Annotated in this window: 15 protein-coding genes and 1 tRNA gene; 9 read left to right on the top strand and 7 right to left on the bottom strand. The window is 33.6% G+C overall.

The window, feature by feature from the left end; translation table 11 throughout:
* Positions 1–119: 119 nt before the first annotated feature.
* From CGEO_RS00790 to CGEO_RS00775, 4 genes are read right to left on the bottom strand one after another with little or no spacing between them, the layout of a single operon-like run.
* Positions 120–266: a hypothetical protein gene (locus tag CGEO_RS00790; protein WP_165589831.1), complete on the bottom strand. Its 147-nt coding sequence runs from the start codon at positions 264–266 to the stop codon at positions 120–122.
* Between the two features lie 59 nt (positions 267–325).
* Positions 326–2,050: an ATP-binding protein gene (locus CGEO_RS00785; RefSeq protein WP_075493936.1), complete on the bottom strand. Its 1,725-nt coding sequence runs from the start codon at positions 2,048–2,050 to the stop codon at positions 326–328.
* A gap of 9 nt (positions 2,051–2,059) precedes the next feature.
* A complete protein-coding gene (gene nfo, locus CGEO_RS00780; RefSeq protein WP_075531304.1) occupies positions 2,060–2,899 on the bottom strand; it encodes a deoxyribonuclease IV in 840 nt (279 codons plus the stop codon).
* Between the two features lie 9 nt (positions 2,900–2,908).
* Positions 2,909–3,379 carry a hypothetical protein gene (locus CGEO_RS00775; RefSeq protein WP_075531303.1) on the bottom strand — a complete coding sequence of 157 codons (471 nt, stop codon included), beginning with the start codon at positions 3,377–3,379 and terminating at the stop codon, positions 2,909–2,911.
* Positions 3,380–3,437: 58 nt separating this feature from the next.
* On the opposite strand from CGEO_RS00775, the gene CGEO_RS00770 reads away from it, so the two are divergent.
* From CGEO_RS00770 to CGEO_RS00750, 5 genes are all read left to right on the top strand, one after another.
* A tRNA-Glu gene (locus tag CGEO_RS00770) sits at positions 3,438–3,512 on the top strand.
* Between the two features lie 295 nt (positions 3,513–3,807).
* Positions 3,808–4,233: a FecR family protein gene (locus tag CGEO_RS00765; RefSeq protein WP_075493942.1), complete on the top strand. Its 426-nt coding sequence runs from the start codon at positions 3,808–3,810 to the stop codon at positions 4,231–4,233.
* Between the two features lie 10 nt (positions 4,234–4,243).
* Positions 4,244–4,822, top strand: coding sequence for an OmpA family protein (locus CGEO_RS00760; protein ID WP_075493944.1), 579 nt, complete (start codon positions 4,244–4,246; stop codon positions 4,820–4,822).
* Positions 4,823–6,739 (top strand): CHASE2 domain-containing protein, encoded by a 1,917-nt coding sequence (locus CGEO_RS00755; protein WP_075539900.1) that lies wholly within the window; start codon positions 4,823–4,825, stop codon positions 6,737–6,739.
* Between the two features lie 550 nt (positions 6,740–7,289).
* Positions 7,290–7,571 carry an EexN family lipoprotein gene (locus CGEO_RS00750; protein WP_075539901.1) on the top strand — a complete coding sequence of 94 codons (282 nt, stop codon included), beginning with the start codon at positions 7,290–7,292 and terminating at the stop codon, positions 7,569–7,571.
* A gap of 545 nt (positions 7,572–8,116) precedes the next feature.
* On the opposite strand, the gene CGEO_RS00745 is transcribed toward CGEO_RS00750, so the two are convergent.
* Complete coding sequence (locus CGEO_RS00745; protein WP_075531300.1) at positions 8,117–8,845, bottom strand: class I SAM-dependent methyltransferase; 729 nt, start codon at positions 8,843–8,845, stop codon at positions 8,117–8,119.
* A complete protein-coding gene (locus CGEO_RS00740; protein WP_075493952.1) occupies positions 8,832–9,182 on the bottom strand; it encodes a Fur family transcriptional regulator in 351 nt (116 codons plus the stop codon). The genes CGEO_RS00745 and CGEO_RS00740 overlap by 14 nt, the downstream gene beginning before the upstream one ends.
* Before the next feature lie 160 nt (positions 9,183–9,342).
* Between CGEO_RS00740 and CGEO_RS00735 the strand changes: the two genes are divergently transcribed.
* Genes CGEO_RS00735 through CGEO_RS00725 form a run of 3 tightly spaced genes read left to right on the top strand, consistent with a single transcriptional unit; the run spans position 9,343 to position 11,857 of the window.
* Positions 9,343–10,290: a metal ABC transporter solute-binding protein, Zn/Mn family gene (locus CGEO_RS00735; protein WP_075539902.1), complete on the top strand. Its 948-nt coding sequence runs from the start codon at positions 9,343–9,345 to the stop codon at positions 10,288–10,290.
* A gap of 17 nt (positions 10,291–10,307) precedes the next feature.
* Positions 10,308–11,063, top strand: a complete 756-nt coding sequence (locus tag CGEO_RS00730; RefSeq protein ID WP_075539903.1) for a metal ABC transporter ATP-binding protein — start codon at positions 10,308–10,310, stop codon at positions 11,061–11,063.
* Complete coding sequence (locus tag CGEO_RS00725) at positions 11,051–11,857, top strand: metal ABC transporter permease (protein WP_075493958.1); 807 nt, start codon at positions 11,051–11,053, stop codon at positions 11,855–11,857. Before CGEO_RS00730 ends, CGEO_RS00725 begins: the two co-directional genes overlap by 13 nt.
* On the opposite strand, the gene CGEO_RS00720 is transcribed toward CGEO_RS00725, so the two are convergent.
* Complete coding sequence (locus CGEO_RS00720; protein WP_075539904.1) at positions 11,844–12,755, bottom strand: DMT family transporter; 912 nt, start codon at positions 12,753–12,755, stop codon at positions 11,844–11,846. The two genes, CGEO_RS00725 and CGEO_RS00720, sit on opposite strands and share 14 nt — an antisense overlap.
* Before the next feature lie 77 nt (positions 12,756–12,832).
* Between CGEO_RS00720 and CGEO_RS00715 the strand changes: the two genes are divergently transcribed.
* The gene (locus tag CGEO_RS00715; RefSeq protein WP_075493962.1) at positions 12,833–13,384 is read left to right on the top strand and encodes a manganese efflux pump MntP; all 552 of its coding nucleotides are present in this window, start codon (positions 12,833–12,835) and stop codon (positions 13,382–13,384) included.
* Positions 13,385–13,447: the final 63 nt, after the last annotated feature.

Raw genomic sequence — 13,447 nt, 5'->3', positions numbered from 1 at the left:
GTATTTTGCCTAGAAAATAGTAAATTTTAACCATTTTCGCCATTTTGATTTTGCCCTCTTACAAAGATTTCAAACAAATTGGCAAACTGAGTTTTATAAACATCATCTTAGTTAAGTTTTTACAACCAAATCATGATGAGATTTATCTTTTCAAACTCTTTTTTAAAGCCAAATTCTTCTGGTAAACTTAACAAAATTTCATGATAAATTTCGCCCAAACGTGCGCACGTCTTTCTTTGCGTTTTGCTTCGCGAAAAACTTAACAAGTTACCTAAATTTTCGCATTTCAGCAAAACATTTTTACATTAACCAAACCATTTTATTTTTATAAAAGCCCTACTTTTTTATCATCGCCAAATGAACTTATAAGCTCTCTTTTTATCTCTTCTTCAAAATCTTTTAGTGTGAAAATTTCATCATCTCTAACCGCGACTTTAAGCGCTGTGTTTTTAAGCACTAGCACGATTTGCGCTCCACTTAACTCAAATTTAGCCAACTCTTCTATACTAAAACTGCTCTCAAAACTAATACTTTCTGGCATCACTCTTCGCCAAATCGCAAGTCTTTCATCATAATTTGGCTTCTTAAACTCGATTTTAAAATCAAATCTTCTTGAAAATGCACTATCTAAGCTTTGCAAAAAATTCGTTGTCGCTATCAAAACACCTTGAAAATTTTCAATCTGCTCTAAAAAGATATTTTGCATCTGGTTATGCATCTTTTCAACGCTATTTGCGCCACTTTCAAGCCTGCTTGAAAGAAACTGATCTGCTTCATTTAACAAAAGTACCGGCTGTGTTTTGCTAGTTTCGCAAATCATCTTATAAGTATCAAAAATTTTGCGAACATTTTGCTCACTTTCGCCAACGTATTTTGATAAAATTTTAGAACAATCAAAGCTGATAACCTGCTTTTTAAGACTCTTTGCAAGGCTGATTGCACTCATTGTTTTTCCAGTTCCAGCAGGTCCATAAAAGATGATTTTCGCATCAATCCCACGCCTTGTTTTAATCCCCCAATTGTTAAGCTTTGCGATGACTTTTTTATCAAGCTGCTTTAAAATCGAGTCTAACACCTCTTTTATCTTTGGGTTTAAAACAACATCGTTTATATCGGTTTGCGGCTCGATTAGCTCAAAAATTTCGCTATCTTTTACCATGCTTTCGACAAGCAGTTTTTTACTTTTTTTATCATTTTTTTGCGGATGCATAATGCTTTGCAAAATCTCTTCATTTATAAAATAACTCTTTGTTATCCCGCCAAGCGTTCCTAAAACCTCATCATAATCCACAAGCCCACTAGTAAGTAAATTTGAACCCTCTTCAAGCAAAGCTCGGTTTTTTATACGCTCGATGTCGCTACGACTTACCATTCCAACAAGCATATTTGTATCTCTAAGGCTGTCATACTCGCCAGAATACTCCTCTTTTAAAAGTGCGAGAAATATCACTTTTTCTCTCTCATCTAGCGAATTTGCTTTAAAAATTTGCTCAACCGTTATGGGAATTTTGCTAAGTTTTACTCGCTCTCTTATCGTGTCGGTTAGTTCTGAAATTTTAGCATCGATTTTGGCTTGATTTTCTAAGCTTGAGCTGTTAAATCTCTTTTGATAAAACTCAACTAGCAAAAACTGATCTTGCAGATACTCAAGATGATCGCTGTATTCGGTTATGTTTGGTAGTTTTGTATCGACTATGCCGTTTTCTAAAATGCTTAAAAAAAGCTCACTAAGCTCGACTTCAGCGTGTAAAAGCGATAGTTTACTACCTTTTAAATTTTTAACATTTTCAGTTTTAAAGATATTTACATTTTTGCTAATATATCCTGAATCTAGCAAATTTTTAATCTCATCAAGATGTTTTAAATACTCATAACCATCTTCACCAAAAACCGCTCCTAGCACGGTATATACGCTGTTTGATGATATCCCATCTATATAAGATTGAGTTAAAAACTTCAGCACTTTTGCCTCATTTATACCAACATCAAGCAAAGTGTAAATTTCAGAACTCTCCACATCATTTTTTAAAAAATCAACTATGTATTTCAACTTTTTCCTTTAAATCATACTTCTTAAAAGCGCTATTTCTTCCGCCCAAATGCTCTCATCAATCGTTTCTAAAACCAGCGGAATCTCATCGATATTCCTATCTTGCATGATGTTTTTAAACGCTTCAAGCCCCAAAGTTCCAGCTCCAAGGCTTTCATGACGATCTTTTTTCACTCCAAGCTTATTTTTAGAGTCATTTAGATGCATTGCGCTTAAAAATTTATATCCAACTATCTTATCAAACTCAGCCATAGTCTTTTCATACGCCGTTTTACTTCTTATATCATATCCGCCAGCAAAAAAATGGCAAGTATCGATACAAACGCCGATTCTTTCTTTATCTACGCTATGTTTTATCAAAAAGCCAAGATGTTCAAGCTTATAACCTAAATTTGAACCCTGCCCGGCTGTATTTTCTACCACGAGTTTTACACCAGAGCTGTTTAAAAGTGTGAAATTTAGGCACTCACTGATATTTTTCAAACACTCCTCTTCGCTAATTTGTTTTAAATGCGAGCCTGGATGGAAATTCAACATCACAAGCCCTAGCGCCGATACTCGCTCCACCTCATCTAAAAAAGCATCTAAACTTTTTTGCCTAAGTGCTTTGTCTGGATGACCTAAATTTATAAGATAACTATCGTGCGGCAAGATATGCTCTTTTTTGATATTTACATCGGCTAAATTCGCGCTAAATTCATCAATCTGACTTTTCTCAAGCGCTTTTGCGCTCCACTGTCGTTGGTTTTTTACAAAAAGCGCAAACGCATCTGCGCCTATCTTTTTAGCATTTAATGGCGCGTTTTGCACGCCTCCGCTTGCACTTACATGAGCTCCAATCCTCTTCATCAAACCCTTTCAGTCTATATCTTTTAATATAATTTTTATATCATTTTTATCTTTAAAAAATAGCTCTTTACCACAAACTTTATAGCTTAAATTTCTTAAATTTTGCTCAAATCCGCATTCTGTTTTGACCAAATTCTTACCATTATATATCGGTTTTTTTCTTAAAATTTCATCAAAAAATCCACGATAATGCTCTTTTGTAAAAAAATCTTTGTTAAAAGCTAACTCATCTTTACAAGCATTATTCATACAAATTCTATCTTTAACCACGATTTCAAGGACACTAACGCCACTACTATAAATTTGCAAATGCACGCTATTTTTATACACTCGTAAGAAACCAGCATCGCTTAACTTCACCATAGGCGAAATCACAGTAAAGCTCACAGCTTGTGGAATTTGTGGCTCTTTTTGCATACAACCTGATAAAAAAATAGAGATAATCAGCGTTATTATAAATTTATATTTAAAATTTTTCATTTTTAAGTTATCCTTAAGCTTATTTAAAGTATAATCACATTTCATTCAAAAACATAGTGGCCCCTTCGTCTAGTGGTTAGGACATCGCCCTTTCACGGCGGTAACACGAGTTCGAGTCTCGTAGGGGTCACCAAACTTCTTAATCACAAAAACTTAAAATATCATTCAAATATTTATAAAATTTTTTATTTTTCTAACTTTTTTTATTTAAATTTATATTTTAAAAAACGTGATTATACCTTATCTTTACTTAGAACAAACTATTTTAAACAGCTCTTTCTTGCAAGCCATAAACGATATATAAAAAATAAAATTTATATAAATTAAAAATAATATTTGTTTAACAAATCTTAACACGATTTAACCCTTTAAGAATCATCTTGTAAATTTATGTTATAATTTTGAAAGATTGCACTAAAGGATAATCGATGAAAAAGATATTTTCTATCTTGCTTTTAATGGCAACTTTTGCTTTTTCAGCAGATGATATCGCGATAATTAAGATGATAGAAGGCTCTCCGCAAGCAAAAAGAGGAGAAAAAGTAATCTCTTTAAATATTGGCGATAAATTAAAAAACAACGATATTATCATCACAAATTCAAGCTCAAAAATCGGCGTTATTTTTAACGATGGAAGCAGTCTAACAATAGGCGAATCAAGCTTTTTAAATATCGAAAAATTCGAATTTAAGCCTATAGAAGATATATATAAATTTAGCCTAAAGCTAGACAAAGGAAAAGCGCTATTTCAATCAGGCAAAATCGGCGAGCTATCTCCAGATAACTTTTCTTTAAAAGTACCAGATGGCATCATAGGAATTCGTGGGACTAAATTCTTAGTCAAACTCAACTAAGGAGGATGATATGGAAGCTTTTATAGCCATGGTTATAGCTATATTTGGTATAAATTTAAGCGTTGATAAGAGCGAAATTTTATTACTTGATAGCAATAAAACTTCCGCGATTGTCGTAAATTCAAAAGACAAAACGCAAATTTTGCAAACTCCAAATTCATACATCGAGTTATCAAACATAGAGGCATTTGCAAGCGATAAAAAGGTTTTAAGCCAAGACGAAGTGGATAAAAAATACGGCAACTTAATACGCTCAAGCATCGCTCCAGCAAAATCATATCTTATATATTTTACAGACGGCACAGAACTTACAGCCAAATCAGCTTCAAAGTTAGATGAGATAAAACAAGCCATAAAAGACGCTGCACCTTGCGAAGTCTCTGTTATAGGACATACCGATACGTATGGAAGCGATGAACTAAACACGAAAGTATCTCGTCAAAGAGCGCAATTTGTAGCTAGCCTTTTAAGTGGATTAAAGATAGATAAGCTTGATGTCACATCTTTTGGCGAGAAAAATCTCTTAGTAAAAACGCCAGATGAAGTCAAAGAGCCAAAAAACCGAAGAGTTGAGATACAGATACGATAAATGAGAAAAAATATCAAATTTGTCTTTTTACTAGCCATTATCTTTGCCTCTAGTTATCTTATATATATTAGTGGATTTTTGCCGCTGGTTGATTATAAAATTTTTGACTTGATTAATGGCAAAAACGATGAAAACAACGGGCATTCCAACTCTGTTGTGATAGTTCAAATCGATGAAAAAAGCCTTAAAGAATTTGGACAGTGGCCATGGAACAGAATCTTAGTAGCAAAACTCGTTCAAGAAATTTTGCTTTCAAGACCGGCGGTTTTAGGCATTGATATCATATTTTCAGAAAAAGACAGAACATCTTTAAACGAGATTAAAAAATTTTATGATAACGGGCTAAATGCAACGATAAATTTAGATAACATTCCTCAAACCCTGCTTGATAATGATAAAATTCTAGCCTCATCACTATCAAGAGGTAAAAGTGTTCTGCCTATTTTTATCTCGCCTGTTAGCGTTGGAGATGAATTTTTAACAAAAACATATCTAAAAACAGATGAAAATTTCACTCAAATTCCAAAAGCTACAAATTTTCTTGGAAATTACGAGATGCTAAACGACGCCGCGTCCGCGCTTGGATTTATAAATTCCAAAAGTGATAATGATGGCATTTTAAGACAAAATAGCTCGTTTTTATACTATCGCGACAAGCTAGTGCCATCGTTGAGTATGGCTATGCTTATGCAAGTAGACCCAAAACTTAGCCTTAAAAAAAGCGCTCTTGGGCTTGAAGTAGAGTTTTTAGGCAAAAAAGCAAAGCTAAATGAAAACGCAAAGTCTCTTAGCAAAGTCCACTCAAGCTCGGATTTTACTAAAATTTCAGCAAGCGACATACTACTAGCAAATGTCGATAAAAGCGAATTTACTGGCAAATTTGTTCTGCTTGGTGCCACGGCTACTGGGCTTTATGATCAATTTATCAGCACTAAAGGCGAGATTGTGCCGGGAATTTTTTTCCACGCTTCGTTTTTAGAAAATTTTCTTACCGGCAACTTAATCACTCAACCAAATTTATATAAAAATTTAAGCTTTTACACTAGTTTGTTTTTGCTTGTTTTTATGGTTTTTTTGATATCAAAATATGATTATTTATACTCATTTATCCTATTTATCCTGCTTTCGGTTTTAGCCATCGTCTTAGCTTTAGCTTTTCTTAAATATAACATTTATATATCGCTAGGATATTTTTTACTGCCGTTTGTGTTTATCTTTTTAAATATATCTTTGATTGTCGCGTTTTTAACATACCTAGATAAAAAAGAATTTATAAAAGAGCTTGAGTCCGCTCACAGCGCTACAATCGATAGTATGGTAAGCGTGATAGAAGGCAAAGACGTAGAAACTGGCACGCACATCGTAAGATCAAAAGAGTATGTAAAACTGCTCGCACAGTATCTGTATAAACAAGGTTTTCATCTTGATAAGCTAAATCCAAAATTTATAGAAATTCTCTACCGCGCAACGCCACTTCATGACATCGGCAAAGTCGCAATCCCAGATAAAATTTTAAACAAAAGCTCAAATTTAGATGAACAAGAGTGGGAAGTGATGAAAAAACACACAGTTTATGGTAAAGAAATCATCGAAAAAGCCATCAGCTCATCAAACGCGACAAATGAGTTTTTACTAGCTGCGATAAACATCGCCTACACACATCACGAAAGATGGGATGGACAAGGCTATCCGCGCGGCTTAAAAGGCGATGAAATCCCGATAGAAGGGCGACTGATGGCACTAGCTGATGTTTATGATGCGTTGATTTCTAAAAGGCACTATAAAGAGGCTTTTAGCTACGAAAAAGCGGAAGATTTTATCGTGAAAAACAAAGGCTCGCATTTTGATCCTATGGTTGTCGATGCTTTTGTAGCGCTTAAGAAAGAATTTAAAAAAGTCGCTTTAAAAGAGAAATAAATTTGGCTAAATTCACTTAATTTAAACTATAGCTTTTTAAATTTAGCCAAAAAACAGGCTCGTTAAATGGCTATAAATAATGATTTTACTTATAAATTTTGTTTATTAAAGCTTTTATATTTTACCAAAAATGTTACTTAGAAATTTATACAAATCGCATTTTTCAGTGCAATTCATCGGCTTAGCGATTTTTGTGATTTAGCCTGAATTTCACCTGCTTTGGCTTATAAATTTATATTAACTAAGTTAAATTTATAATTTTTTAAAATTTTGATAGTTTTTAGTAACTTTTTTGCAATTTTTAATATATAATAACAGATATATTTTTACAAAGGAGGATATAAAATAATGCTTAATTTAAGCAAATTTTTAGCCAAATGTTTCGGGGGGGGGGCATTCTTAAAACCTCTTAAAAAACTCGCTTCACAAATAAAGCTTTTTTCTCACGCTTTATTATTTACACTCATTTTATTTTCTAAATACACTTTCGCTATTTTCGAACTTGATAAAGAAAATAACAAATATCAATTTTAACAAACAGGAGTTGTCGATGAAAAATGTAATCATAGCTAGTTTAGCAGTTGGAGTAGTTTTGTTTCTTAGCGGTTGTGGCGAGGAGCCAAAAACGGTTGAGTATTTTATGCAACACCCAGATGAAGCAGATAAAATAGCTTTTGGTAAATGTCAGCAACAAGGAAGTTTATCAAAAAATGAAATTCAAGAATGCAACAACGCAGGCGATGCAATTGGAAAATTAATGGTTAAAAAATCAAACGAAGCTTTGAAAAAGAGTCAAGATGAAATCAAAGAAACATTAGAAAAAAACAAATAAAAGCTTTAAAAATATCAATACAAAATAGCGCTAAATTTAATCAAAGCTAAAATTCCATCGGCGTAGCAGTCTTAAACTTTTAAATTTGCTTCGCCGATAAAGCTTTATCTTGTTTTGATTTGCTTGAAAATATTTTTGTAGCTTTTAGACTATTTAAGCACCGTTTTAATTTAAAAGCCAAGTCTAAAATGAAATTGATTTTTAAATTCCAAACTGATTTGCTAAATTATTAAAAGACACTTTAAAAAACCTCAACCGCATTTAAATCAAACAGCGATTTAAATCCAGCAAAAATGCTTTTGTATCTAAATCTTAGTATTTTACTATATTATCAACCAAATCTAGCCAAAATTTTAAATTTCTCTTAAAACAACAAAAATAGTTTAAAATTTATAACAAATTTATCGTCAAACTCGGTTATCAAAAACTATAAATTTAACAACACGAAAGTAAAATATATGATAAAATTTTCAATCCACCCACAACACCACATAACATCAAAGCCAAAATCACAGCAAATTAACGTTTTATCGCAATTTTTAAATTTAAAAAACCAAAACCCTCATCTGTGAGATAATCTCATCTTTTACCACGCCATTGTCACACTGCTTTTCAAGCATAGCTCTAATCTCGATTTTATCATATTCAAAGCCATTTATTTGCAAATGCCAAAGCACATTTTCATACGCCTCATCAAAAGTGCGACAAGCGACTCGTTTCTCATCTAAAATTTCTGTTTTATACGCGATATTTTTATCTTCAAGATAGTTTTTTAAAGTTTTTGTTACATTTTCCCAGCCACTTTTACCAAATTTAGCAAAAAACGGCTCAAGCATAGATGAGTGGCGCGGTTTTTCCCAGTTTAGATAGATTCGCTTCGTGGCTAGGCTTATAAATTTTTTAAAATCAACCTCATTTTTAAGCGCTGGACTCATCGTTAAAAACGCGATATCAAAGCTCTCATCAGTGCAAAACTCATCAAAATTTGCGTGTATTGTTCTAATGTTTTTTATCTCAAACTCATTAGCTTTTTTTGCTAATTCTTCTAGCATTCCAGATGAGCCATCAACTCCTAAAACGCTTTTGCAAATTCCAGCCAAAAAAAGCGAGTAAACGCCCGTTCCACAACCGATATCAACGAGAGTTTTATCTTTAAATTCAATACCAAATTTAGCCAAAATTTCAAAAAATTCCTTTTGAAAAGGACTTAAATTTCCATCAAATTTATTATATTTTTTAGACTTTTTATCCCACGCGCTGTTATAAACATTCATCGCAAGTTCCCTTTACAACAACGCTTTTTATATGCTTTTTATCTAAATTTGGCATAGAAATTTCCTCCATTTTATGGCATTTTTCGCAGACAAAATACGCCTTTGCGTGATGAGCTAACTCATAGTAGTTTTTTCTGTTATTCTCACTAGAAATCACAATGCCTTTTTCTTCAAAAAGCGCTAGGTTTCGATAAACTGTCGTTTTGTTCGCGCTTGTAAGCTGGACTAACTCATCATAGCTAATAGGCTTTTGCGCGCTAGTTAAAATCTCCATTAACCGCTCTCTAAATGCCGTGAAAGCTATGCCCTGCTCTTCTAAAAAATCTTTAAAATTCATCTTTGCTTCCATCTTATTTTTTTATTTATCATATCAAATTAAAAGTCATCATTTGGTTAAATTTTTCTAATTATAGTCTAAATTTTATCAAATTTGCTTAAGTTGCAACTAAGTTGCATTAGATTATACTTTTAGCCATAATTTAACTTTAGGAGAGAAGATGAAAAAAACTATTTTCACACTTTTATTGGCTGCTTTGGCACTTTATGCAAAGCCAGTTGTAACTACAACTATACTGCCTACGAAATTTTTTGTTCAGCAGATAGCTGGTGATACTTTAGAAGTAGATGCACTTGTTGAAGCAGGCGCTGATCCCCACACTTACGAGCCAAAACCATCACAAATGAAAAATGTAGAAAAAAGCGACCTACACTTTGCAGTTGGACTTGAATTTGATGAAATTTGGTTGCCAAAACTACAAAAACAGTTTCCAAATTTAGTCGTTATCAACACTCAAGATGGTATCACAAAAATACCTATGGCAGCACATCATCATCACGATGAAGAGCATGCAGATCATGACCACGAAGCAGATCACGAACATCATGAGCATGCAGACCATGATGGCGAGCATGAGCATCACGAACATCACGAGCACGAAGGACATCACCATCACGAAGGTATGCTTGACCCACACGTTTGGTTAGATCCACAACTTGTAAAAATTCAAGTTCAAAACATAACAAACGCACTTGTTAAAAAATATCCAGAAAATAAAGCTTTATATGAGCAAAATTCTGCTAAATTTATAAGTAAACTTGATGAGTTTGATAAGAGCACAAAAGATAAGCTAAAAGATATCAAAAATCGTAAATTTATGGTCTATCATCCATCTTGGGGATACTTTGCAAAACGATATGATTTAGTTCAAATTCCGGTTGAGATAGAGGGAAAAGAGCCTAAACCAGCAGATTTGAAAGAGCTAATTCACGAAGCAAAAGAGGAGAAAATCTCTGTTATTTTTATAGCTCCTCAGTTTTCTAAAAAAGCAGCCAAAACTGTCGCAAAAGAAAGTGGCGCTGTTGTTGTCGAGATAAATCAACTTCCAGAAAACTGGCTTGCTGAGATGCAAAAAACTGTTGATGTGTTTGCAAAATATCTTAAATAAGATAAATTAGGAGCTTTATGAGCGAAATTTCAGTAGAAAATTTAAACTTTGGTTATGATGAGAATCTTGTCTTAAAAGATATAAATTTTGAGTATAAAAAAAGTGATTTTTTATCTATCATAGGTCCAAATGGTGGCGGAAAAAGTACGCTTTTAAAGTTGCTTTTAGGAATTTTAACGCCACATTCTGGAAGCATTAAAGTTTATGGCAAAAACCCTACTGAAATTTCCTCATCTCTTGGATATGTACCTCAACATATCCCTTTAAATTTAAGCTTTCCCATTAGCGTGCTAGAAGTCGTTTTAATGGGTCAAATCGGCAAAAAACTCTTTGGATTTTACGATAAAGCTGACAAAGAAAAAGCCATGAACGCCCTTGAGTTAGTTGGTATGCAAGAGTTTAAAAATCGCCGAATAAGTGCGCTAAGTGGCGGACAAAGACAGCGAATTTACATCGCAAGAGCGCTATGCAGTGACGCAAAAATTCTACTTCTTGATGAACCAACAGCTAGTATTGATGTAAGAGGACAAGCTGAAATTTACGAACTTTTAAAAGAATTAAATTTCAAAGGAACTGGCGTTATAATGATAAGCCACGATACAAATATCGCCATAAATTTTGCTACTAAAATAGCATATATAAACAAAACTTTAGTTATGCATGATATCGATAACAGAAAAAAAGATGACTTTTTATCCCACTTTTTAAAAGAACACAACTCCCATTTTTGCGATGTTGAGCTAGTTTTAAAGGAGTGTTCATGCAAGAAATGATGAGTTTAACTTTTATGCAAAATGCCTTTTTAGGAGGGATTTTAGTAAGCGTTGCTTGTGGAGTTGTGGGTTCACTGGTTGTTATAAATCGTATGACTTTTATAGCTGGAGGCGTGGCGCATGGTGCGTATGGCGGGATTGGACTTGCGTTTTACTTTGGTTTTGCACCACTTTTAGGAGCGAGCGTTTTTTCTATATTTTTAGCACTTTTAGTAGCATTTATAACGCTAAAAGATAAGGATAGATTTGACTCGGTAATCGGTGCAATTTGGGCGTTTGGTATGGCTCTTGGTATTATTTTGATAGATTTAACACCAGGGTATAATGTAGACTTGATGAGCTATCTTTTTGGCTCGATTTTAGCTATAAACTCACAAACGCTAACTTATATTTTTAGTTCAGATGTTGCATTTATCTTGCTAGTTTTGCTATTTTATAGGCAATTTAGCGCTATTAGTTTTGATAGTGAGTTTGCGAAACTTCGTGGAGTAAATTCAACTTTGTTTTACTACACTTTAGTCGTGATGATGGCGTTTTGCGTGGTGGCGACCATACAGGTTGTTGGGCTGATTTTAGTAATCGCGCTTATGACGATACCACCTTATATCGCTGAAATTTTCTCTAAAAAACTTGGTTCTATGATGTTTTTCTCATCTTTGATTTCTGCTATTTTTTGCACTCTTGGACTTATTTTAAGCTATAAATTTAACCTAACAAGCGGCGCAAGTATCATTATAGTAGCCTCGGTTGTATTTTTTACTGTGGTTGCTTTAAAGCGTTTTAGACGCCATTAGAGCGTTTTTCTAGCCAAATTCCACCAACTTCGCTAATGACAATGCCAAGTAGTATAAGCCCTGCTCCACAAATTTGTACTAAGCTTAAAATCTCTCCGCCAACAAAATACCCTATCACGCCCGCACTTACTGGCTCAAGAGTGAAAATCAAAGCTGTCTTTGCTGGCGTTGTATGTTGTTGCGCTAAAGTCTGAACAAAAAATGCAAAAACCGTAGCAAGAAGTGCTGTTAAAACCACAGCAAACAAAAGTTCACTATCAAACCAAATTTCAATCCCTCCAAATAAATTTAGAGAATTTGGGCTTTTTTCACCAAACAAAATAGCCGATATAAGCGATAAAATCCCAACAGTTGCAAACTGCACAACAACCATCGCATAAAGGTTGCAAAGATGAACAAATTTCCCAGTAAATGCGATATGAAGCGCATATGAAAGTGCACAAATCACAGTTAAAATCTCGCCTAAATTTAGTCCAACATCACTTGCGCCACTTAAAAAATACAACCCAACAAGCGCTAAAATAGCTCCCATAAAAGTCGTAAACCTAACCCTCATCCCAAGAAATGCAAACATCAAAAACGGCACCATAACGACATTTAGCCCAGTTATAAAAGCAACTGTCGAACTTAGCGTAAACTTTAGCGCATAGGTTTGAAAGCCAAATCCAGCAAATAAAAAAATGCCGAGCAAAACGCCAAATTTAAACGAGTTTTTATCAAATTTAAGCCCAAATTTTAAAGCTATAAAATACATCACAACACTAGCTAAAGCAAATCTAAAAAATAAAAAACTAAAGACATTTATCTCATTTACCGCACTTTGCACCGGTAAAAAAGTAACTCCCCAGCTGATTGCAACGACTATTAGAGCGATATCTGCGATAAAACTTTTTGACATTTTAACCTCTTTGAAAAGTTATAATTTTAGCGAAAGTCTTTTTAAGATATAATCAAATTTTGTAAAAAGGTAAAATGATGGAAATTTTTCTTATAGCTTTTGCACTTTCTATGGATAGCGTGGCGCTTTCTATGGCAAATGGTGCGAAGTGTTTAAATTTTAAAATTTATCAAATTTTAAAAATCTCTTTTTTCTATGCTTTTTTTCAAGCGATTATGCCGTTGATTGGCTATTTTTTAGGCTCGAGTTTTACTGAATTTATCAGCGAAATAGATCATTTTATAGCTTTTTTTATCCTTGTTTTTTTAGGATTTAAGATGATAAAAGACTCTAGGAATTTAGACTCAGAGTGTGGTTTAAATCTAACTAACAAAGAGCTTGTTATCGGTGCAATCGCCACGAGTATCGATGCAATGGCAGTTGGCGTGACTTTTGCTTTTGAAGAGATTAACATAGTTAGTGCGGCGTTAGTTATAGGAGCAACTTGTTTTGTGCTATGTGTGATGGCCTGTTTTATCGGCAAAAAACTAGGCGAAGCACTAGAAAGCAAAGCTCTTGTTTTAGGCGGGGTTATACTTATATTGATTGGGTTTAAAATTCTAATAACACATCTTGGTTTGCTTGGCTAAATTTGAAATATTTTAAATTTAATTTTGCTATTTTAATTTACGTTTTGAAACATTTAAAGCAAA

This window comes from Campylobacter geochelonis (genome assembly GCF_013201685.1).
In the GTDB taxonomy this organism is placed as follows: domain Bacteria; phylum Campylobacterota; class Campylobacteria; order Campylobacterales; family Campylobacteraceae; genus Campylobacter_B; species Campylobacter_B geochelonis.
Note: the sequence above shows the minus strand (reverse complement) of the source record. Positions and strands in the feature narration are given on the sequence as shown.

Coding starts and splice junctions, on each gene's coding strand:
- nfo (WP_075531304.1), bottom strand. CDS start 2,899: ATGAAGAGGATTGGAGCTCATGTAAGTGCAAGCGGAGGCGTGCAAAAC.
- CGEO_RS00775 (WP_075531303.1), bottom strand. CDS start 3,379: ATGAAAAATTTTAAATATAAATTTATAATAACGCTGATTATCTCTATT.
- CGEO_RS00765 (WP_075493942.1), top strand. CDS start 3,808: ATGAAAAAGATATTTTCTATCTTGCTTTTAATGGCAACTTTTGCTTTT.
- CGEO_RS00760 (WP_075493944.1), top strand. CDS start 4,244: ATGGAAGCTTTTATAGCCATGGTTATAGCTATATTTGGTATAAATTTA.
- CGEO_RS00755 (WP_075539900.1), top strand. CDS start 4,823: ATGAGAAAAAATATCAAATTTGTCTTTTTACTAGCCATTATCTTTGCC.
- CGEO_RS00750 (WP_075539901.1), top strand. CDS start 7,290: ATGAAAAATGTAATCATAGCTAGTTTAGCAGTTGGAGTAGTTTTGTTT.
- CGEO_RS00745 (WP_075531300.1), bottom strand. CDS start 8,845: ATGAATGTTTATAACAGCGCGTGGGATAAAAAGTCTAAAAAATATAAT.
- CGEO_RS00740 (WP_075493952.1), bottom strand. CDS start 9,182: ATGAATTTTAAAGATTTTTTAGAAGAGCAGGGCATAGCTTTCACGGCA.
- CGEO_RS00735 (WP_075539902.1), top strand. CDS start 9,343: ATGAAAAAAACTATTTTCACACTTTTATTGGCTGCTTTGGCACTTTAT.
- CGEO_RS00730 (WP_075539903.1), top strand. CDS start 10,308: ATGAGCGAAATTTCAGTAGAAAATTTAAACTTTGGTTATGATGAGAAT.
- CGEO_RS00725 (WP_075493958.1), top strand. CDS start 11,051: ATGCAAGAAATGATGAGTTTAACTTTTATGCAAAATGCCTTTTTAGGA.
- CGEO_RS00720 (WP_075539904.1), bottom strand. CDS start 12,755: ATGTCAAAAAGTTTTATCGCAGATATCGCTCTAATAGTCGTTGCAATC.
- CGEO_RS00715 (WP_075493962.1), top strand. CDS start 12,833: ATGGAAATTTTTCTTATAGCTTTTGCACTTTCTATGGATAGCGTGGCG.